The organism is Nocardioides sp. NPDC006273, assembly GCF_040613495.1.
Lineage (GTDB): Bacteria > Actinomycetota > Actinomycetes > Propionibacteriales > Nocardioidaceae > Nocardioides.
The window spans coordinates 22,923-43,032 of record NZ_JBEXSD010000055.1; the positions used below are offsets into that span (position 1 = coordinate 22,923).

Here is a 20,110-nt window from a genome sequence, read left to right on the forward strand (position 1 = left end):
CGACCTCATCGACTCCTGAGCACTCAGCTCAGGGGTACCGACCATTCCACCACGGTCCCCCGCGGCTCCGCGGGCTCCACGGTGCACCGTCCACCGTGACTCTCGGCGCGATGACGCATGTTCGCCAGCCCGCTCTCCAACGCATCAGCGGGGACCCCGACGCCGTCGTCGCGCACACGAAGCACGAGATCGAAATCTGCCGACAGCGACACCTCGAGCTCGCTCGCATGGGCGTGGCGGACGGTGTTCGAAAGCGCCTCGCCAAGGACAGCGAGGACGTCCTTGGTGACCTCGGGGGTGGCCCGCAGCCGGATCGGGCCGTCGAAGGCGAGCGTCGGTCGGAACTTCAGCGACTTCGCAGCCCGGTTCACCAAGTCGGTCACCTGGGACTGGATGTCGCCGCTGTGCTCCGGGGTGCCCAGCTCGAAGACCGTGCGCCGGATGTCGCGGATCGTGTCGTCGATGTCATCGATGGCCTGGTCGAGGCGGGCATGGAGCTTCGGGTTCTCCGCCAGGTTGAGAACGCCTTGAAGACGCAGGCCGATCACGAAGAGCCGCTGGATCACGATGTCATGCAGATCCCGGCCGATCCGGTCGCGGTCGCCGTAGACCGCCAGCCGCTGACGCTCCTCACGGTTCTGTGCGAGCCGGATCGCCAGCGCCACCTGCTCGGCAAACGCGTTGGCGACCGTCAGATCGACGTCTTGCGCCAGATCGGCATTCTCCCGCCGCCACGCCAGCGCAAGCACACCCACAGCGTTCATCTCCTCGGACGGATCAGTACGCCCCAACGGCACGAGCACACCGGGCCCGAGATCGCTCAGATCGATCACCGCAGCCGCACTACCCCCACCGGTCGCCGTCGCGATGTCCTCCACCATCATCGGTGCGCCGACACCGATCGCCTGGCCGGCGACCGACTCACGCATCGGGGCGTGCTTCAGCACGTCGATGTCGATGTCGGCCCCGGAGACCACCTCGACCCGCAGCCGCTCGGCAGTCGGCCCCGTCACGATCCAGGCGACGTCTGCACCCGCGATCTCACGAGCCCGATCGGCCACCAGCTGCAACGCGGTCGTACGGTCGATGTCGCCCATCAGCGCGCTGGTGATCTCGGCCCTAGCGTCGAGCCAACGTCCCCGTAGTGCCGCTTCCTCGGCCAGCAGCGCGTTCTCGATCGCGACGCCCGCAGCTGCGGCCAGAGCGACCACGATGTCCTCGTCCTGGTCGGTGAACTCCTCGCCGTCGATCTTCTCGGTGAGGTAGAGGTTGCCGAACACCTTCTCTCCGATGCGCACGGGCACGCCGAGGAAGGAGCCCATCGGCGGATGGTTCGCGGGAAACCCGTGGGAATCCTGGTGTGCGGTGATCTCAGGCAACCGGAGCGGCTCAGGGTGGTCGATCAACAGGCCGAGCACACCGTGGCCGCTGGGCAGATCGCCGATCAGTATCTGCTGCTCGGCGGTGAGCCCGTGGGTGACGAAGAGGCGCAGCCGGCGCTCGCCGGCGCCGGCAAGAACTCCGAGGGCGGCGTACTTCGCGCCGGCCAGCGCACCGGCCACCTTGACGATCCGATCCAACAGATCATCGATGGAGAGCCCCGCGCCCATCGTGACGATGGCGTCGAGCAGCAACCGCCACCGCACCTGCTCGTCTCGAGCGTCAGTGACCCTGTCCAGCACCTCGGTCAGCAGCTCATCAAACGGCGCGCCATGCACTGTCTCTTCGGCCGTGGAGCTCGACCCACGACGCTCACGGGGCGGTGTGCGTTCCACATCGACCCTCTTCATCGGATGAGTGGTACGCCCCCCAACGTATCAACCCTGCAAGGACTTGGTCACCAGAATCGCAGCTTGGGTCCTGCTCTCCAGCCCCAGCTTGGCCAGGAGCGACGAAACATAGTTCTTGACCGTCTTCTCCGCGAGGTGCATCTCCTGACCGATCTGTCGGTTCGTCAGGCCCTCGCCGATGAGCTCCAGGATCCGGCGCTCATGGTTGGTCAAGTGCTCGAACGCCGAGTTGGTCTTCGGGCCGGTGCGGATCCGCTCCAACACCTGCGCGGTCACCGCAGGATCCAGCATCGACCTGCCTGCCGCGACCTGACGAACGGTCTCGACGAGGTCGGCGCTGCGTACCTGCTTGAGGATGTAACCGGAGGCACCGGCCATTATCGCGGAGAACAACGCGTCGTCGTCGTCGAACGAGGTCAGGATGAGCGCGGCGATGCTCGGGTCGACCGAGCGGATGTCGCGACACACGTCGATGCCGGAACCGTCGGGGAGGCGGCCGTCAAGAATCGCGACGTCGGGCCGCAGCGCCGGGATCCGGCGCCGGGCCTCGTCCGCCAGCCCCGACTCGCCCACGACGACCATGTCGTCCTCGTCCTCGAGGAGGTCCTTGATCCCCCGACGGATCACCTCGTGGTCATCGAGCAGGAAGACCCGGATGGGCTCCGCGCCCTGGGGCGCTACTGATTCGGTCACCCTTTCAATCTACGACCGAGCACGGCGCCCGCCAATGCACGTCCGGCCCGCAACCCGAGGACCAAAGTCCCTCGACGCGTCCCCTGTCCACGCTCGAGGCAAGGGCGGTGCGCTGGGTTGGGCGACCAGGCAGAGTGGTTCCTAGCAACCGGCCTACTCAACCTGCCACCACAGCATCCAGGTCGCCCTGCGCGACCTAGGTGGTCTCGGCTGATCCGACAGGAGACGTGAGATGGACACGACCACCGCGATCGCCCGCTTCGACGAAGTCCGGGCCGACACCGAACGCCTCGCCGCACCTCTTTCCCCCGAGGACCAGACCGTCCAGTCGATGCCCGACGTGTCCCCGACGAAATGGCATCGCGCGCACGTGACCTGGTTCTTCGAGACGTTCGTGCTGGCCGAGAACGAGCCCGGCTTCACCCCGTTCCAGGACAGGTACTGGTTCCTGTTCAACAGCTACTACGAGCAGGTCGGGCCGAGGTACGCGCGGCCGATGCGTGGCGTGATCAGCCGCCCCGGCGCGTACGAGGTCGGCGACTACCGGCGCAACGTCGACGATCGGGTCAGGGATCTGCTCGACCGTGTGGACGAGGGCACCTTCGCCAAGCTCGCCCCGACCATCGAGCTCGGCTTCCACCACGAGCAGCAGCACCAGGAGCTGCTGCTGATGGACATCAAGCACGTGCTCTCGCTCAACCCGCTGGAGCCGGTGTACGCCGGGCGCCCGGTCGCGGGCGGCGGAATGGATCGGCTGGGGTGGGTCGACTTCGACGGCGGCCTGGTCGAGATCGGCTCCGAGGGCGGTGGGTTCTGCTTCGACAACGAGCTGCCGCGGCATCAGCAGTGGCTGGAGCCGTACCGGCTCGCCGACCGGTTGGTCACCAACGGCGAGTGGCTCGAGTTCATCGCCGACGGCGGCTACCGGCGCCCCGAGCTGTGGCTCTCGGACGGGTGGGCGCGGGTCAACACCGAGGGCTGGTACGCCCCCTTCTACTGGCGAGAGGCCGACGGCGAGTGGTTCGAGCACACCCTGCACGGCACGGTGCCGCTCGACCCCGGGCTGCCGGTCTGCCACCTGAGCCACTACGAAGCCGACGCGTATGCCACCTGGGCCGGCAAGCGCCTCCCGACCGAGGCCGAGTGGGAGCACGCTGCCCAGACCCATGAGGTGACCGGCAACCTCGCCGACCGGGACAGCTTCCACCCACGCGCGGCCGGCCCCGCGAGCGGCGGCCTGCGCCAGCTCTTCGGCGACTGCTGGGAGTGGACCTCCTCGGCCTACCTGCCCTACCCGGGGTTCCACCCCGCCGCAGGCGCGATCGGCGAGTACAACGGGAAGTTCATGTCGAGCCAGATGGTGCTCCGCGGCGGCTGCGCGCTCACCCCGCCGGGACACACCCGAGCCTCGTACCGCAACTTCTTCCCGCCCGGCGCGCGCTGGCCGGTCACCGGCCTCCGGCTCGCCGACGACGGGCGCCGTGCGTGACCTGGTCAGCGGCCATCCCATGTGCCCATCGCGGCATCCTCGGACCGCCCCGGACGCACGTCGACTGGGCCTGTGATCACGACGACTGCGCTGCTCCCCTGCAGGTCGGTCCATGGACCGTCGCGGTCAGCGGCACCATCGAGGAGTCGTGGACGCTCGTCCTCGACAGGGCTCAACAGCAGCGCCTGCCGGTCGGCTCTGCCGTGGTCCAGCTCGCCAACGAGATCGAGGTGGGTGGCTACTCGGTTCTCCTCAGCGACGGGGAGGACCTCGCCCTGCTGACCGGCGACGAGGGCAGCCATCTGGTCCAGCCCGGGGTTTGGGAGTACGTCGTCAGCGGCCGTCCGCTCGCTGGCTCTCCGTCCACCCCGATCCCGCCGCGCACCATCGGGGTCCTCAGCCCTTGCGGGCCGACCTGGTGGCGGCTCGACACACCGCAGCACAACCCGAAGGAGAACCCCGCGTGAACCTCGACGACGGCCAGACCAGCACCAGCACACCATCCCCGGGCAGTCTCACCACATTGTTGACCGCCGAGGACCTGCGACAGAGCCTTGCCGAGGACGCCCGCACCGGCTTGAGCGCGTCGCCGAAGTGGCTTCCGCCGAAGTACTTCTACGACCAGCGCGGTTCGGAGCTGTTCGAGGAGATCACCCGGCTGCCCGAGTACTACCCGACCCGCACCGAACGGGCGCTGTTGACCGAGCACGCGCGGGAGATCGCCGAGAGCTCCGACGCCGAGGTGCTCCTCGAGCTCGGGTCCGGCTCCTCGGAGAAGACCCGGCTCCTGCTCGACGCGCTGACGCAGACCGGCCGGCTGACGACGTACGTCCCCGTCGATGTCAGCGCCAGCGCGCTCAGCCAGGCGATGGACGCACTCGCCCAGGAGAGACCGGGGCTCGCATTGCACGGCGTCGTCGCCGACTTCGACCAGCACCTTGCGCAGCTACCGACCCCGGGACGTCGGCTGATCGCGCTGCTCGGCAGCACCCTGGGCAACTACGACCGCCCCGGACGAGAGCGGTTCCTGCGATCGGTCGCAGCCGCCATGCGGCCCGGGGAGGGCCTCCTGCTCGGGCTGGACCTGGTCAAGGACTCCAACCAGCTGGTCGCCGCCTACGACGACGCGGCCGGCGTCACCGCCGAGTTCAACCTCAACGCACTGCACGTCCTCAACCGCAGCCTCGGCGCCGACTTCGACACCGACGGGTTCCGGCACCTCGCGCGGTGGAACACCGAGGAGGAACGGATCGAGATGCGACTCGTCGCCCAGGACTCCGTCCGCGTGGAGCTGCGCGAGCTCGACCTCGACATCAAGTTCGACGAAGGCGAAGAGCTCCTCACCGAGCTGTCCTGCAAGTTCCGCCGAAGCAGCGCCGCCGGCGAGCTGGCTGCGGCAGGCTTCCGCGACGCCCGCTGGTGGACCGATGCTGACGAGGCGTACGCGCTCGTCCTGGCCAGGCGCTGAGCGCGGTCAGTTCTCGGGGTGCACCATGGTGTCGACAGCGACGGTCACGCCCAGTACGAGGGCCGAGTTCTCCCCGGGCGCGACCTCGACACCGTAGGTGTCCCGGACGCGGAACCACTTCTTGGAGACCTCGGCGATCTTGCGTCCGTCGGCCTCGATCTCGTACTCGTGGTCGATGATGTTGCCCTGGACCTTCCAGTCGTCGCCCTCGGCGAGGTCGACCTTCCAGCGATCCCGCAGGGGCGAGACGAGCGCCTTGTGCACGAGGGCGAGCTGTTCGCCGTCGGGGTCCTCGATCGCCATCGAGTCCCGGATGTGCAGGACCCTGGTCTGGATGCGGCAGATCTGGTTGCCGTGGGCGTCCTCGAGGTCGAGCGTCTTGCGTAACCGCATCGCCTTGCCGTCGACGCGGAAGACGCGCTCGCCGTCCTCGTTCTCGATCCAGTAGTCGTCTCCGATGGAGATCAGCTTCTGGCGCATCTGGAAGCGGTTGGCGCTTCCGCCGCGCCCGAAGGCCTCACGTTCTTCTTGGCGCTTCTCGCGTCGGTCTCGAAAACCCATCGTCATCTCCCTCTCGCTGGACCGTCTCAGCGTCGCCTCGGACGGTGAGGATCGACTCACACGTTTAGGGTGAACGCGGACGAATTCGGCGTCAGATCGCCTACGATTCCGTGAGCCCCGGCTCGACCATGCACACCAGCGAGAAGGAGTCGACCGACTGATGGGTGAGTTCGTGAGTCAGGCCATGGCGCGATTGCCGGCGAGCCTGGAGATGCCGGAGCCACTGACGGCGCTCTTCGGATGGGTCGAGCAGCACGGTGACGTCCTCACTGGCGCCGACGGGACTCTCTACGGCGGCCTGAGCAGCGACTGGAGCGTCGGCACCTGGCTCGAGCTCCACGGCGGTGACCTCGCCGACATGGAGATCTTGGCCAAGCACTGGTTCGGCGCGCCGAGCGAGCTGATCGTCGACCGCCTGTGGGTCTTCGCCCGCACCGGCAACGACGGCTCGATGGCCGCTCTGTGGCGTGATGACGCCGGCGAGCAGCACATCGTGCACCTCGGGTCGGGCAGCGGCTCGAACATGTGCGGCATCCTCGCCACCGACCCGGTCGACCTGCTACGTCTGCTGGCCATCGGCTACGAGGAGATCTGCTGGGGCAGCCAGTACGCGCAGGAGCCGGCCTCCGGGCGAGAGGACTGGACCCCGATCAACCAGTCGTTCCGGGACTGGGTCACCTCGACGTACGCGGTGGAGATCCCCCGTACCGGGCTCGAGCTCGTGCCCCACGCCCATGAGCTCGCCACCGACAGCTACCCGGACGACCCCTTCGTACGTTTCATCGATGCCGTCCAGGACGAAGCGGCCGCCGGCTGATACGGGCCTCGGCCGCGGCGGACGGCCCGCTCGATGCTCCTGGGGACGACGCGGCCCCCGCCCCCGCTCGGGGCCGCGCCGTCATCAGGAGCATCGAGCAGACCGACTGCTGCTACTTCTTGAACGCGTCCTTCACGTTCTCGGCCGCCTTCTTCACCGAGGCCCCGGCCTGGTCGCCCTTGCCCTCGGCCTCGAGGGACTCGTCGTCGGTCGCCTTGCCGGCGGCCTCCTTGGCCTTGCCGCTGGCGTCCTGCGCGGCGTTCTTCGCCTTGTCACTCATACTCATATCCGGACTCCTTCTCTCTTTGTGATGGATGGTGCGGGAACTCGACGAGCGCGTTCACTGCACTCGTACGTTGGACTGGCGGCCGGCTCTGCCGCGCCGCGGTGAGTCGACCAGGATCCGGCAGGTCACCGCGTGGTCGGGGAACGCCGAGGCGAGGTCTTGCGAGCAGGTCTCGGCGGCGTCGGTGATCGACGCGACAGAGGCGACGGGGTCGATCCGCCCACGGAGCAGGATCACCGGCCGCGACCGGATGGTCACCACCGTCCCGCTGACGCCGGTGAGGGCAGCCAGGCTCTCGAGCCGGTCGGCGGCCGCGTCGGCGATCGAACGCAGGTCGGCCTGGACCCGGCCGGTCTGGTCGCTGGCCTGGAGGCGCAGGGTCGAGGGACCGCGACGCCCCAGGTGCGCGACCAGCCACACCAGGCCGAGCAGCCCGAGCAGAACGCCGACTGCGGCGAACGCCCACGCGAACCAGCTGGAGCTCACGACCTCAGCGGCCGGGTCGGCGGACAGCTCGTTCGGGTAGCCCTTCAGCACCCACTGGTAGTGCCAGTCGACGATCAGCAGCCCGAGGGCGACCAGAAGTACGCCGGCGAGCAGGGTGAGACCGCGGTCGAACCTGATCACTCGAGGAGTCATCGGGGCACCTCCGTGGCTCGCACCTTGATGCTGGCTCCGGTGAGCCAGCCGACCTCTTCGTCGAGGACGGCCCGCACATGGTCGGCCACCGCCGCAGCCCCCTGCGGACCGTCCGGAGTGCTTCGTTCACCGACGACGATGTCGACGACGGTGCGACGCCGAGTGCTGCGCGAGGAGTCGGCGGACATGACCCCAGGGAGCCGGTCGGCGGTCTCCTGAGCCAAGGCCGCGAAGGCACCGGGCGCGAGCCACAGGTCGGCATCGCCCCTCACTCGCAGGTGCGTACGCCGCCCGGGCCTGAGCCCGAGCCAGATCAGCACCAGCCCGGCGAGCGCGACGACTCCGCCGACGATCGCCAGTCCGACCGAGGCGCGCAGGCCGTCGCTGCCGTCCACCAGGGCGGGAGCGAGCGGCGAGCCGGTGGCCCACCCCTGGCTGACCAGAAGGTCACGGACCGCGATCACGGCGATCCCGATCAGGACCAGCGCGAGCACCGTGGCCGCCAGGACCACGACGGGCGCGCGCCTGGGTTGGGTGCGCGGCGCGGGCGGGCGTGAGCTCGGTGCGACCTGCTCGCCCCGGGCGATCTGTTCGCTCTGTTCGCCCTGTTCAACGGTCTGCATGCTCATTCCACCCTCCTTCTGGTGTCGTCGGCGGAGGTCGGGTCGACCGCGTGCACGGTGACGTCCACGCTGCGGACCTCGATGCCGGAGAGGCGGAACGCCTCCTCGCGTACGGTGTCTCGCGCCGCCGTGGCGATGCGGGTGACGTCGCCGGGCCAGATCATCGCGACGTCGAGCTTGACCCGGACGGCGCGGCCCTCTGCCGTGATGTCGGCCTTCGGCAGCGCCATCCCGGTGATGCGGCCGAGCGTGCTGCTCTGAGCCACCGTCCCCGGAAGCCGCAGCGCCGCGTGCTCGACGATCCGCTGGAGCGCCTTGTTCCGGACGTCCAGCGTCCCGCGGTCATCCGCAGGGTCAGCGGGTTCGGGGTCGGTGTCGAGGACGGCTGTCTGGCGCGTCGGGGACTCAACCACGGCGTCCTCGCAGCAGGCTACGAAGGTCGAGCTCGCCGTCGACCTGGCCCCCGATGAGGTAGCCGGCCCCGCCCAGCACGATGGCCAGAAGCAGTCCGACGAGCCCCCCGGTGACGATGGCGATCGTGAGCAACAGTCCGGCGACCAGGCCGAGTGTCGAGTTGGTCATGACATGTTCTCCTAAGGAAGGTCAGAGCGGGTCGTAGCCGAGGAAGCGCTGTCGGGCAGATGGATGTCCTCCACCGTGACGTCCACGGGGCCCGCCACGTACGGTCGGACCGCCTGACGCACCGCGTCGGAGGTGTCGAGGACCGGCATGCCCCAGTCGAGAACGACATGGACCGAGCAGCCGGGCTCGCGCATCCGAACTCCGTTCACCCGGCGACCCGGAAGATAGGTGGCCACCTCCCCCACAGCCCCGGCGTGCAGATCGTGGACACCAGGCACCGCGAGCACGGCGGCCGCGACGAGGTCGACGACCTCCGGCGCGGCACCGTCGGCGCCGACGTCGTGCGGGTCGGGGTCGGTGTGCACCGTCACTCCACCCGCCGGCCGGCGTCCTGGTCCGTGTCGCCCGCCTCGTCCTCGAGGAAGACATCGTGCACGGTGATGTTGACCTCGGTGACCTCGAGACCGGTCATGCGCTCGACCGACGCCTTCACGTTGCGACGGATGGCGCTGGCGAGGTCAGGGATCGAGGTGCCGTACTCGGCAACGATGTCGAGGTCGACGGCTGCCTGCCGCTCCCCCACCTCCACGGCGACACCCTGGCCAAGATTCGTACGCGACCCCGGGATGCGCTCACGGAGCGCCCCCGCGGCGCGCGCCGCGCCGCCACCGAGGTCGTGCACGCCACTGATCTCACGCGCAGCGATCCCCGCGATCTTCGAGACCACGGTGTCAGCGATCGAGGTGCGTCCGTGCTCGCTCGCCAACGCACCCGAGTCGCCCCGGTCCGTCGACTGGCTGTGGCCGTCGTTCGTCAGCGAGCTCGTGGTTCCGGTCTTCGGCTGCGTCATGAGAAGAACCTTCCTGATGATGTTCGGTGGTGTTCGTGGGTGTTGACGCTGGTTAGTCGCGGCTACACCTCGATATGTCACAGAAATCCCGGTGTGTTCTACATCACACATCTTTGCTCAAGGATGGTAGAACTTCACCTATCTGGAATCTGCCCTGTCGTGGCAGCAGAAGAAGGACTCGGGGGCAATGTCGAAACCGCAGGCGTCATCGGAGCCGTCGGCGACGGACGATGCCCTGGTGCGCGCGGCCCGCTTGGGCGACCAGGAGGCCTTTCGGGAGATCGTGGATCGCCACGGCCCCGCCATGTATCGCTACGCCCTCAGGCTGGTCGACGACTCCACCGACGCCGCGGAAGCGACCCAGGAGGCCTTCGTCTCGGCATGGCGCAGCCTGTCCGGCTTCGCGGGGCACTCCTCGCTGCGTACGTGGCTGATCCGTCTCGTGCACCGCCGCGCGGCCGATCTCCAGCGGAACCGACGCGCGACTCCGATCGACGACGGGCTGCTGTCGCGACTGTCTCCGGCGGCGTCGGACAACCCCTTGCAGACCGTGATCGACGCCGAGCTCCTACAGGCGCTGCAGCTAGCATTGAATGAACTACCGTGGCACCAAAGGGCGGCCTGGCTCCTGCGTGAGGTCGAAGAGATGAGCTACGAGGAGATCTCGATCGCCCTGGCCATGCCGATCGGCGCCGTCCGCGGACACCTCTACCGTGGTCGACGCACACTGGCGGAGAGGATGGCACGATGGCGCTAGATCCCAGCCCGCTCGACCGCGCCACCCGCGCCGCTCGAGTCGAAGAGCCTGAGGGATGGGTCGACCTGGCCGAGTCGATCATGTCGCGGGTGCGCCGGGTCATCGTCCCGTCCGAGCCGATCCTGACCTTCACAGCGCAGGGCACACCCTCGCGCGACACGGAGGGTTCGGAGACCTTCGTCTCCGCACGTGTGGTCACCGCCGCGCTGCGCCGACTGCTCCAGGAGCATCCGACCCACGCCCCGGAGACCATCGACCTGCACGTCGACGACAGCCGCCTGACCGGCATCGACATCCGCCTGGTCGCCAGGTTCGGCGTCGAGCTCCACCCGCTCGCGGACACCCTGCGCCCCCAGATCTACGCCATCGTCCGGGAGCTCCTCGGTCCGGCGCCGGGTCTCGTCCCGTCCCTGATCGAGATCGAGTACGTCGACGTCACCCGAGGCGACCCGAACAAGACCTGATCGAATCCTCGGTCACCGCAGCCATTCCCGAGCGCCGATCACCGCGGCCAACTCGTCGGTCCGCTGATCGGTCCAGCCCGGCGGCGGCAGGATCGCTGCCCAGGCATGCACCGGGGCCGTACCGAACTCGTGACCCTGCCCGACCGGCACCGAGTTGGCGGAGAACTGGTCCACGCCCAGCTGCAGCATCGTCACACCGGGGATCCAGCGTACGTTCGGGGAGACGTCGCGTCCGCGCTCCTCCCCCAGCCAGTCCGGGCGCTCGAGCGCCACCGACGGCGACCACCAGGTGATCGGGTCGTTCGCATGCTGGAGATACCCGATCCGGGTGCCTTCCCAGTCCCCGGGACGCCCCCAGTCCTCGGGCCTGTCGGCGAACCGGACGATCTCGCCGTCGTCCAGGACCGGAAGCACCTGAGGGGTCCCCTGATCACGCTCCTCGGTGAACCGGTCCCAGAGGCGGTTGTCGGCGGTCGGCCCAACGAAGAGGGCACCATCGGTGCGGGTGGCGAGGTCATGGTCGCCGCTGAACGCCGCCTCGCCGCCGAAGCTTCCCAGGCTCTCCCCGCTCACCACCAGCAGCGGACGATCGGCCTCGGGGATCTCCAGCCAGCGTCCGTAGATGGCGTCGAAGAGCGCCAAGCCGGCATCCTGCGCACGCTGCCGGTCCAGGATGAAGGACATCCAGCTCGGGAGGTAGGAGTACTGCAGGCTGACCGTCGCCGTGTCGCCACCCCACATGAACTCCAGCGCCTGGGCCTGGTTCTCGTTGACCCAGCCTCGACCGGTGCCGGTCACCACGTTGATCACGGCGCGGTCGAAGCCCCCGAGCGCGTCGAGCTCGGCCACCGCGGCCCTCGCCTCATCGCGGATGTCGACGCCTTCGGGGCCGGCCCCGACGTACGCCCGGACCGGCTGTCGGGCAGGCTCCTGGGTGAACTCGCCGATGTCCGCCGCGGTCGGCGCGGCCGCGACGAAGACCCGTCCCTGGCGGCCCAGGGCCTCCCACTCCTGGGACGAGGCCGGGCCCGCGGTGAGCTCGGGCGTCGTCGGGGCGGGTACATCGGTGCTGAACTCCTCGTTGATGGTCGCGAAGCTCGCGTCGAGTGCTCCCAGGAGCCGGTTGCCGCCCACCCCGATCGCCAGCTCGTAGATCAGGACCGCAGCGAGCAGGCCGCCGATCACGGTGGAGGGGGCAGCAGGAAGGAAGCGGCCGACGAACCGGCCGATCGAGCTCCCGAGCGCCTTGCACCCCCGCGACAGGCCGAGCAGCAGCGCGAACAGGACCGCGGTGATCAGCACGGTGAGCACCAGATGCCCGACGCCAACCCGGTCGACTTCGACCAGGTCGCGGACCTCGTTCTCCCAGCGCAGAGCCAGTCCCAGCGCCACCAGGGTGCCGAGTGCGCCGACGACGGCCAGGACCCGCCACCCGATCACCCGCGCCCGGCCGGCCAACCGCCCGCCGCAGCTGCGGACCAGCCACCCGGCCAACGCGCCTGCGCCGTAGCCGGCAAGCATGCACAGCGCGGTGAGCAACGCCTGGAAGAGCGCGGTCCGCGGCATCAGTGACGGGGTCAGCGACGCCCAAAGGAGCACGGCGGCGCCGGCGGTCGCCGCGAACGGCGCTCGCAGCTGGCTGCGCAGCACGTTGACCGCGCGGGCGACCCTTGGACGCCAGATGTCGCTCATCATCAAGATGCTAGCGACGCATCTCGTGGTCTGGACCCTTTCCAGGCGAAACCTGGCGCCGACCGCGCCGTCGAGGCCCGACCGACGCCCGACACCAAGCGGGATCGTGGGCTCCGGTTGACCCGAATGCGCAGAAAAGTCAGGCCAACCGACTCTTCACGGACACCATCGCGAATGTAAGGATGCGAACTGTTGTCAATCGGCAGCAACTGGTCTCATCCTCAAAGGAAGCCAGGGTCAGCATGAGCCCCGACGCTGCCACTGCCGAGTCGTCTTCTGCATCGAAGATGAGCCTTCCCACCCTGACCGCCATGGTCGTGGGTGGCATGGTCGGCGCGGGAGTCTTCTCGCTGCCGGCCAGGTTCGGAGTCGCGACGGGCATCCTCGGCTCGCTGATCGCTTGGGCGATCGCGGGCGCCGGGATGCTCATGCTCGCGTTCGTCTTTCAGAATCTCGCGATCCGCAAGCCGGAGCTCGACTCGGGGGTCTTCATCTACGCGAAGGCCGGCTTCGGCGACTACATGGGCTTCAACTCGGCGATCGGCTTCTGGGCCAGCTCCGTGGCCGGCAACACCTTCTACTGGGTCTTCATCGGCGCCACCATCGGCGCGTTCTTCGACGGGTTCGGTGACGGCGACACCGTGCTCGCGGTCGCACTCTCGAGCGTAGGGGTGTGGCTCTTCCACTATCTGATCGCACGCGGCGTACGGGATGCCGCAGTGATCAACCGGATCATCACGGTCTTCAAGGTCCTGCCGATCCTTGTGTTCATCGTGGTGCTCTTCATCTCCTTCGACGCCGGCGTCTTCGCCGACAACTGGGTCGCCACCGGTTACGGCGATCTCGGCGGCCTCGACGAGCAGATCCGCAACACGATGCTGATCACCACCTTCGTCTTCATCGGCATCGAGGGTGCCAGCGTCTACTCCCGCTACGCCAAGAGGCGCGAGGACGTGGGAAAGGCCACCGTGCTCGGCTTCCTCAGCGTGCTGGCGATCTTCGCGCTGGTCACCCTCTCCAGCTATTCAGTGGTCCCCCAGCCGGAGCTCGCCGACACTCGGCAGCCGTCGATGGTCGGGGTCTTCGAGTCGGTGGTCGGTGACTGGGGCGAGATCTTCATCGGCGTCGCAGTGATCGTCTCGGTCCTGGGTGCGTACCTCGCCTGGACACTGATGGCCGCCGAGGTCATGTTCGTTCCGGCCCGCTCCGACGACATGCCCGCCTTCCTGGGTCTGGAGAACCAGAACGGCACCCCGATCACAGCGCTGTTGGTGACATCGCTGGGGGTTCAAGGGCTCCTCGCCCTCACCCTGTTCGTCGACGATGCCCTCAACTTCATGCTCGACCTGGCGACCAGCCTGGCGATCCTGCCCTATCTGCTTGCGGCCGCCTACGCGCTCAAGCTCGGCCTCACGGGTGAGGCGTACGAAGGTGTGTCGGCCGGAGTGCGGCGCCGGGAGACGATCGTCGCCGGCGTCGCGACGGTCTACACCATCTTCCTCTTCGATGCCGCCGGGTTGAAGTTCGTGCTGCTGATGGCCGTGATCCTCGCGCCGGCGTCGCTGCTGTACATCAAGGCTCGCAGCGAACGCGGAAAGAGGATCTTCAGTCCCACCGAGATCGCGCTGTTCGCCGCGATTCTCATCGGCGGGGCGGCAGGCGTATTCGGTCTGTGGTCCGGCTGGATCTCCCTCTGACCCACGTCCTCAACCGAAAGGCATCCCATGTCCGAGCAGGTGTCCGCGTACGGCGTCCACTCCGAGGTCGGCAGGCTCCGGAAGGTCCTCGTCTGTGCCCCCGGTCTGGCACACCGCAGACTCACCCCCAGCAACAACGACGAGCTGCTCTTCGACGACGTCATGTGGGTCGAGAACGCCCAGCGTGACCACGCCGACTTCGTGAACAAGATGACCCAGCGCGGTGTCGAGGTGGTCGAGCTGCACGACCTGTTGACAGAGACGCTCGCAGCCCCCGGCGCCAAGGACTGGATCCTCGACCGCAAGATCGTGCCGAACCGGGTCGGCCTCGGTCTGGTCGACGACACCCGCACCTACCTCGAGTCGGTCTCGGACCGGCAGCTGGCGGAGTTCCTCATCGGCGGCCTCGCGACCAACGACCTGCCCGACGACTTCCGCTCCGCCTACGTCGGCCTCGCGCGGGAGTCGACCGGCGCACGGGAGTATCTGATGCCACCGCTGCCGAACACCCTCTACACCCGGGACACGACCTGCTGGCTGTACGGCGGGCTCACCATGAACCCGTTGTACTGGCCGGCGCGCAAGGACGAGACGCTCCTCTACAAGACCATCTACCAGCACCATCCCGACTACGTCGGCTCGACGGTGTGGTGGGGCGACCCCGAGCAGGACTGGGGGCAGGCCAGCTTCGAGGGCGGCGACGTGATGCCGGTCGGCAACGGGGTCGTGCTCGTCGGCATGAGCGAGCGCACCTCTCGCCAGGCGATCACCCAGGTGGCCAAGGCGCTCTTCGAGCAGGGAGCCGCGGAGAAGATGATCGTCGCCGGGATGCCGAAGCTGCGGGCGGCGATGCACCTCGACACCGTGTTCACGTTCGTCGACCGCGACATCGTCACGCTCTACCCGACGATCATGGACGCGGTGCACACGTTCACCCTGGTGCCCTCCGACAAGGCGCCCGGGATCGAGGTGATCGACCACGGCGATGCCGCCTTCGTCGACGTCGTCGCGAAGGCGCTCGGTCTGCCCGAGCTCCGGGTGATCGACACCGGCGGGGACGTCTACCAGTCCGAGCGGCAGCAGTGGGACAGCGGCAACAACGCGGTCGCGCTCGAGCCGGGCGTGGTGTTCACCTATGACCGCAACACCCTCACCAACACGCTGCTGCGCAAGGCGGGGGTCGAGGTCATCACCATCGTGGGCGCCGAGCTCGGCCGTGGCCGCGGCGGCGGGCACTGCATGACCTGCCCGATCGTCCGTGATCCTGTGGACTTCTGAGCCATCGCGGTTGTGGTCCGGTGAGCACGCAGGAGAGCCCCGACGTAAGCGCCGCCCGGCCCGGACGTCGCGCTTGGATCACGCGCTTCGCCCTCCTGCTGGTGGCGGCGATCAGCGCCGTCATCGTCGTACGCCTGGTCGGGCGGGTCGACTGGGACTCGGTCTGGAGCGCGCTGACCCACCTCAGCTGGTGGCACTTCATCCTGCTCGTCGCTCTGGTACTGGCCCGTCAGATCCTGCTGGCGATGCCGCTGAGGTTCTTCATCCGCGGGGTCACGTTCTACCGGGCCGCTCTCAACGACCTGGGCGCGACGCTGATGTCGATGATCGCGCCGCCGCCGAGCGACATCGCGCTTCGCGTCGCGCCTTGCCTCTCCCCCTGGGGGAGAGGCAAGGATGACCGCATGAGCGAGCCACTGCTGTCCATCGGGACGTTCTCGCGCGCGGCCAGCCTGTCCGTCAAGACGCTTCGCGCCTACCACGCGCAAGGCCTCCTCACCCCAGCGGCGGTGGACCAGGAGACGGGGTTCCGTCGGTACGCCGCCGGGCAGCTCGCGGATGCTGCCGTGATCCGCCGGCTCCGTGACCTGGAGGTTCCGCTCGCCGACGTCGCCACGATCCTGGCCGCGCGGGACCCGGAGGTCACCGCTACGACACTGGCGCGCCATGCCCACCAGATGCGTGAGCGCGCGCAACGGGTCGAGCAGATCGTCCAGGACCTGCACGCGGCGCCGCCGGAGACCTGGACCCCACCGCGTCTCGTCGAGCTCCCGGCGACGAGCGCGGTCGCGGTGACCGGTGTCGTCCGGGACAGCGCCTACGACGCCTTCCTGGTGGCGGCGTACGCGCGGCTCGAGGAGGGCTGCCGGGACGCGGGTGTCGAGGTCACCGGGCCGGCGTCGGCCCTGTACGACGCGGAGTTCCTCGACGACGCCGAGCAGGAGGTCACGGCGTACTTCCCGGTCCGGGCGCAGGCCGCCCCAGCGGGCACGACCCTGCTGCAGCTGCCGCCGGTGACGGCCGCGGTCGTCACCCACGCCGGGGATCACGAGACGCTGCCCGACACCTACGGGCTCCTCGGCGCCTGGGTCGCCCACCACGGAACCCCGAGCGGGCAGCCGCTGCGGGAGGCGTACGTCGTCAACATCTCCGACGGCGTGCCGCCGTCGGCCTACCAGACCGACATCGTCTGGCCGCTCACCCCTCGAAAGGACACTCCATGACACTGACCCTCGGCGCGATCAGCTTCGACTGCTCCGACGCGCTGCGTACCGCCACGTTCTGGGCCGCCGCGCTGGACCGAAGGCTCGACGAGCGCAGCACCGAGGAGTTCAGCTCCATCGGCCTCAAGCAGCCCACCCCCGGCGTACCGGCGTGGCTGTTCGCTCGGGTCCCCGAGCCGCGGCAGGCGAAGAACCGCGCCCACCCGGACCTCATGGCGCAGGATCGCCCGGCAGAGGTCGCTCGCCTGGTCGAGCTCGGCGCCACGATCCTCGGCGAGCACGAGGAGAGCGGTATCGAGTGGACGGTGCTGCGCGACGTCGAGGGCAACGAGTTCTGCGTCGCTACCGCGCACTGAACACCGGCCGGGTCACGGCAGCTATGCCAGGTCAGGTGGCGCAGGCTCGGTCGATGTTCCCGGCAGCGCCACCGTCCGGGACCTGCTGCGCCGATGCCACACGCCCCTCAGAGCATAAGCACTCATGCTCACGGTCCCGAGGACGATCATATGGACCCCGGCGGCTTGGGCCATGGTGACCGAAGCGACCGCGCCCGGCGCCGCCACCGCCCAGCTTCGCACCTGTCGGCTCGCGGCCGAGCCGGTCGATGCCCACGTCGCGAAGTGCTCGCAGTTGTTCCTGAGCAGGTGGTAGCCGCTCATTCCGAGGCGAGACTCCGCACGGCTGATGATCTCCTCGGTCGGCAGTCGACAGCGGTACGTGCGGACGTACACGTCCCCGTCGTCGGCGAAGGATTCGAGCGAGGACCTCTCCACCCGCCGGCCGGTGGCCGCCGTGCCCGTGTAGTGGATGACGGTCCCGTCACCACCGTCGATGCCGTGGTGGGTGTAGTAGCGAGTGCGGCGGACGAAGATGTGGTCACCGCGCGCCACGGGGCCACCTGCCTTCTCCTGCGATCACGCTGGCGGCCGCCACGGCTCGCGAACCACGGGCTCATCGAACACGAACCGCCGGAACACCCAGAATCGCGTCGCGGTGCTGATCCCCAGCCCGATCACATTGGCCGAAACGTTGTCCGCGAGCGGGCTGGACAGCCCCAAGACGTAGCGGCTGATCCACAGACACACCACGGGGATGGCCATCGTGAGCGCACCGAGGACGAAGAACCTGACCACACCGGTCGTCTGATCACTCGCCTGACGTTCCCGGAAGGCCCACAGCCGTATCCCGACGTACGCCACCACTCCGGCGACGACGTTGGCCAGCACGTACGCGACGATCGGATGGCTCCGCAGCGGAGCCGTCCCGAAGAGCAGGCCGTGCGCCAGCGCGTTGAAGCCCACGAACGACACTGCGGTCGCCAGACCGCCCACCGCGAGGAACCGGACCACCTCACCGAGGAGCCGGGACGCCTGGCTTCTCCAACTCGATGCGGCGGTCACCTCCGTGATGCTACCGACTCGGCAGCCAATTCTGCCTGTCATTTTTTACGAAAGGGCAGGCAGAATGAAGGATCCGCGCACGCGAGCCACCAGTCGCCGACGGGTCGCCGGAGTCGGACAACGCAGAGGGTCGAAAGTCCCGTCCACCCCAATATTGGGTAGGTGAAGAGAACTCCCGTATTCCGCTGAGGCAGCGCCGGGAGACCCTCCTCTCACAGGCCTCGCCGAGGCGGCCCATGCGCCGCATTTGCTCCTCGGTTTCAAGAGGTCCCCACGATGCACCCGCGGTCGGCCCGGGCCGACCGCGACAGGCATCCCTGTCCGCCCGCACGATCTCGGGTGCCTCAGCCCTGCCTGCTCACCACAGGCACGGACCACAACAACCCTGAAGGAACCACCCGATGAACATGCACAGCTCCACCAAGATCGGCCTCGCTGCCGTAGCCGTTGCCGGAGTCGCCACGGTCGCGGCAGCTCCTGGGGCTCAGGCCGCCCAGGACTGCAAGACGACCACCGTGACCTCTCAGGTCAAGGTCGCCGACGAGAAGAAGACCACCGAGGTCACGCCTGCGGTCACGCACGTGGAGCACACCGACGCGGTCTCCCACGAGGAGTCCCGCTTCTCGACGGTGGTCGAGGGTGCGAGCCACGAGGCTGTCACCGAGGACCAGTTCCGCAACTCGGTCTACACCCGCGACTACACGCCCGGCACCGCCGCAGTGACCGGCACCATCGAGCACCCGGCCGAGACCCACACGGTCGAGCACCCGGCCGAGACGCACGTCGTCCACCACGAGGCGGTCACCCACGAGGAGACTCGCGTCACGGACCGTGGCTACGCCTACAGGCAGAAGCAGACCGGCAAGATCCGCTACCTGGACACGCCGAACTGGAACGGCGAGGACGAGCACGGCGACCTGGGCTGGGTCCGCTTCGCCGGGGGCGACCTGACCGAGACGGTCACCGTCGTGGACCAGGAGGCGTGGGACGAGACGGTCGTGGACAAGGAGGCCTGGACCGAGACCGTGGTGGACAAGGAGGCCTGGACCGAGACCATCGTGGTCGAAGAGGCCACTCCTGCCGTCTTCGGCCCGTGGCAGTGGGACCACTTCACCACCTGGACAACCACGTCGGGCACCCCGGCCGATGCGGACGGTCAGGACGGCGAGGACAACCCGCTGAACCTGTCCCAGATCGGCGAGCAGTACGAGCAGACCGTGATCACGAAGGAGGCCTACACCGACCCCGACGTCACGCTCTACTTCGTCGAGGACGGTGAGCCGACCACGAACCTGGCCGACGCATCCTGGACCGCCGACGAGCCCGATGGTTGGGACCTGGTCGACACCCGCACGGTGGAGGACAGCCCAGCATCGGACGTCACCGTGGTGGACTCACCCGCCTCTTCGGTCACGGTCGTCATCCCGGCCGCCTACGAGACCAAGACCAACAAGTCGGAGAAGTGCGCGGCGGTCGTCAAGGACGCCAGCACCAAGACCGCCAGCACCAAGGCCGCCGCCTCCGAGGTCCCGAACCGGATCGATGCCGGTCTGGCTGGGAGCCTGCCGAGCACGGGCGGTCCGAACGGAGTGCTCCTCGCCGTCGGCGGGCTGCTCGCCGGCATCGGGGGCACCGGGGCCTTCCTCGCCCGTCGCCGGAAGAACGCCTGACCCAGGTGGCACAAGGTGTCCAGGTCGTGTCCCGGGCGAACGAATCTTCGTTCGCCCGGGCGGTCATCGCGACCTGCACCGACGAGGTCCGGGAGCTGCGCCGCCTGGGCCTTCCCGGCGACCGCGAGACG

At 68.6% G+C, this 20,110-nt stretch carries 24 protein-coding genes; 11 read left to right on the forward strand and 13 right to left on the reverse strand.

Going from position 1 to position 20,110, the window contains the following annotated elements:
• Positions 1–23: 23 nt before the first annotated feature.
• The gene (locus ABZZ22_RS21035) at positions 24–1,790 is read right to left on the reverse strand and encodes a GAF domain-containing protein (RefSeq protein ID WP_354935336.1); all 1,767 of its coding nucleotides are present in this window, start codon (positions 1,788–1,790) and stop codon (positions 24–26) included.
• 27 nt (positions 1,791–1,817) lie between these two features.
• Entirely contained in the window at positions 1,818–2,483 is a 666-nt protein-coding gene (locus tag ABZZ22_RS21040; protein ID WP_354935339.1) for a response regulator transcription factor, read from the reverse strand.
• A 232-nt stretch (positions 2,484–2,715) separates the two neighbouring features.
• Here ABZZ22_RS21040 and egtB point away from each other — a divergent pair, with 232 nt between their 5' ends.
• Genes egtB through egtD form a run of 3 tightly spaced genes read left to right on the forward strand, consistent with a single transcriptional unit; the run spans position 2,716 to position 5,440 of the window.
• Positions 2,716–3,972, forward strand: a complete 1,257-nt coding sequence (gene egtB / locus ABZZ22_RS21045; RefSeq protein WP_354935341.1) for an ergothioneine biosynthesis protein EgtB — start codon at positions 2,716–2,718, stop codon at positions 3,970–3,972.
• On the forward strand, positions 3,969–4,439 hold the full coding sequence (locus ABZZ22_RS21050; protein WP_354935343.1) for a hypothetical protein: 471 nt from the start codon (positions 3,969–3,971) through the stop codon (positions 4,437–4,439). The genes egtB and ABZZ22_RS21050 overlap by 4 nt, the downstream gene beginning before the upstream one ends.
• Positions 4,436–5,440, forward strand: coding sequence for an L-histidine N(alpha)-methyltransferase (gene egtD / locus ABZZ22_RS21055; RefSeq protein WP_354935345.1), 1,005 nt, complete (start codon positions 4,436–4,438; stop codon positions 5,438–5,440). Before ABZZ22_RS21050 ends, egtD begins: the two co-directional genes overlap by 4 nt.
• A gap of 6 nt (positions 5,441–5,446) precedes the next feature.
• Here egtD and ABZZ22_RS21060 read toward each other — a convergent pair whose 3' ends face one another.
• Positions 5,447–6,001: an LURP-one-related family protein gene (locus tag ABZZ22_RS21060; protein ID WP_354935348.1), complete on the reverse strand. Its 555-nt coding sequence runs from the start codon at positions 5,999–6,001 to the stop codon at positions 5,447–5,449.
• Positions 6,002–6,161: 160 nt separating this feature from the next.
• Here ABZZ22_RS21060 and ABZZ22_RS21065 point away from each other — a divergent pair, with 160 nt between their 5' ends.
• Positions 6,162–6,818 (forward strand): hypothetical protein, encoded by a 657-nt coding sequence (locus ABZZ22_RS21065; protein WP_354935351.1) that lies wholly within the window; start codon positions 6,162–6,164, stop codon positions 6,816–6,818.
• 112 nt (positions 6,819–6,930) lie between these two features.
• Here ABZZ22_RS21065 and ABZZ22_RS21070 read toward each other — a convergent pair whose 3' ends face one another.
• From ABZZ22_RS21070 to ABZZ22_RS21100, 7 genes are read right to left on the reverse strand one after another with little or no spacing between them, the layout of a single operon-like run.
• Positions 6,931–7,104: a CsbD family protein gene (locus ABZZ22_RS21070; protein ID WP_354935354.1), complete on the reverse strand. Its 174-nt coding sequence runs from the start codon at positions 7,102–7,104 to the stop codon at positions 6,931–6,933.
• Between the two features lie 54 nt (positions 7,105–7,158).
• Positions 7,159–7,743 (reverse strand): hypothetical protein, encoded by a 585-nt coding sequence (locus tag ABZZ22_RS21075; RefSeq protein WP_354935357.1) that lies wholly within the window; start codon positions 7,741–7,743, stop codon positions 7,159–7,161.
• Positions 7,740–8,372 carry a DUF6286 domain-containing protein gene (locus ABZZ22_RS21080; protein WP_354935360.1) on the reverse strand — a complete coding sequence of 211 codons (633 nt, stop codon included), beginning with the start codon at positions 8,370–8,372 and terminating at the stop codon, positions 7,740–7,742. Before ABZZ22_RS21080 ends, ABZZ22_RS21075 begins: the two co-directional genes overlap by 4 nt.
• Positions 8,369–8,779 carry an Asp23/Gls24 family envelope stress response protein gene (locus ABZZ22_RS21085; RefSeq protein ID WP_354935363.1) on the reverse strand — a complete coding sequence of 137 codons (411 nt, stop codon included), beginning with the start codon at positions 8,777–8,779 and terminating at the stop codon, positions 8,369–8,371. Before ABZZ22_RS21085 ends, ABZZ22_RS21080 begins: the two co-directional genes overlap by 4 nt.
• Entirely contained in the window at positions 8,772–8,948 is a 177-nt protein-coding gene (locus ABZZ22_RS21090; RefSeq protein ID WP_179658733.1) for a DUF2273 domain-containing protein, read from the reverse strand. Before ABZZ22_RS21090 ends, ABZZ22_RS21085 begins: the two co-directional genes overlap by 8 nt.
• Before the next feature lie 11 nt (positions 8,949–8,959).
• Entirely contained in the window at positions 8,960–9,313 is a 354-nt protein-coding gene (locus ABZZ22_RS21095; RefSeq protein WP_354935366.1) for a hypothetical protein, read from the reverse strand.
• Between the two features lie 2 nt (positions 9,314–9,315).
• Positions 9,316–9,798: an Asp23/Gls24 family envelope stress response protein gene (locus tag ABZZ22_RS21100; RefSeq protein WP_354935369.1), complete on the reverse strand. Its 483-nt coding sequence runs from the start codon at positions 9,796–9,798 to the stop codon at positions 9,316–9,318.
• Between the two features lie 187 nt (positions 9,799–9,985).
• Here ABZZ22_RS21100 and ABZZ22_RS21105 point away from each other — a divergent pair, with 187 nt between their 5' ends.
• Both ABZZ22_RS21105 and ABZZ22_RS21110 read left to right on the forward strand, forming a co-directional pair.
• Positions 9,986–10,555 (forward strand): RNA polymerase sigma factor, encoded by a 570-nt coding sequence (locus tag ABZZ22_RS21105; protein WP_354935372.1) that lies wholly within the window; start codon positions 9,986–9,988, stop codon positions 10,553–10,555.
• The gene (locus tag ABZZ22_RS21110) at positions 10,546–11,019 is read left to right on the forward strand and encodes a hypothetical protein (RefSeq protein WP_354935375.1); all 474 of its coding nucleotides are present in this window, start codon (positions 10,546–10,548) and stop codon (positions 11,017–11,019) included. The genes ABZZ22_RS21105 and ABZZ22_RS21110 overlap by 10 nt, the downstream gene beginning before the upstream one ends.
• Positions 11,020–11,031: 12 nt before the next feature.
• Here the strand turns inward: ABZZ22_RS21110 and ABZZ22_RS21115 are convergent, their stop codons facing one another.
• A complete protein-coding gene (locus tag ABZZ22_RS21115) occupies positions 11,032–12,711 on the reverse strand; it encodes an alpha/beta-hydrolase family protein (RefSeq protein WP_354935378.1) in 1,680 nt (559 codons plus the stop codon).
• A gap of 242 nt (positions 12,712–12,953) precedes the next feature.
• On the opposite strand from ABZZ22_RS21115, the gene ABZZ22_RS21120 reads away from it, so the two are divergent.
• From ABZZ22_RS21120 to ABZZ22_RS21135, 4 genes are read left to right on the forward strand one after another with little or no spacing between them, the layout of a single operon-like run.
• Positions 12,954–14,408 (forward strand): basic amino acid/polyamine antiporter, encoded by a 1,455-nt coding sequence (locus ABZZ22_RS21120; RefSeq protein WP_354935381.1) that lies wholly within the window; start codon positions 12,954–12,956, stop codon positions 14,406–14,408.
• A 27-nt stretch (positions 14,409–14,435) separates the two neighbouring features.
• The gene (gene arcA, locus ABZZ22_RS21125) at positions 14,436–15,686 is read left to right on the forward strand and encodes an arginine deiminase (protein WP_354935384.1); all 1,251 of its coding nucleotides are present in this window, start codon (positions 14,436–14,438) and stop codon (positions 15,684–15,686) included.
• Positions 15,687–15,706: 20 nt separating this feature from the next.
• Entirely contained in the window at positions 15,707–16,909 is a 1,203-nt protein-coding gene (locus ABZZ22_RS21130; RefSeq protein ID WP_354935387.1) for a GyrI-like domain-containing protein, read from the forward strand.
• On the forward strand, positions 16,906–17,265 hold the full coding sequence (locus ABZZ22_RS21135) for a VOC family protein (RefSeq protein ID WP_354935390.1): 360 nt from the start codon (positions 16,906–16,908) through the stop codon (positions 17,263–17,265). Before ABZZ22_RS21130 ends, ABZZ22_RS21135 begins: the two co-directional genes overlap by 4 nt.
• 21 nt (positions 17,266–17,286) lie before the next feature.
• Here ABZZ22_RS21135 and ABZZ22_RS21140 read toward each other — a convergent pair whose 3' ends face one another.
• Both ABZZ22_RS21140 and ABZZ22_RS21145 read right to left on the reverse strand, forming a co-directional pair.
• Complete coding sequence (locus ABZZ22_RS21140) at positions 17,287–17,799, reverse strand: lecithin retinol acyltransferase family protein (protein WP_354935393.1); 513 nt, start codon at positions 17,797–17,799, stop codon at positions 17,287–17,289.
• Between the two features lie 24 nt (positions 17,800–17,823).
• Positions 17,824–18,309 (reverse strand): GtrA family protein, encoded by a 486-nt coding sequence (locus ABZZ22_RS21145; protein ID WP_354935396.1) that lies wholly within the window; start codon positions 18,307–18,309, stop codon positions 17,824–17,826.
• Positions 18,310–18,710: 401 nt separating this feature from the next.
• On the opposite strand from ABZZ22_RS21145, the gene ABZZ22_RS21150 reads away from it, so the two are divergent.
• Positions 18,711–19,979 carry an LPXTG cell wall anchor domain-containing protein gene (locus ABZZ22_RS21150; protein WP_354935399.1) on the forward strand — a complete coding sequence of 423 codons (1,269 nt, stop codon included), beginning with the start codon at positions 18,711–18,713 and terminating at the stop codon, positions 19,977–19,979.
• Positions 19,980–20,110: the final 131 nt, after the last annotated feature.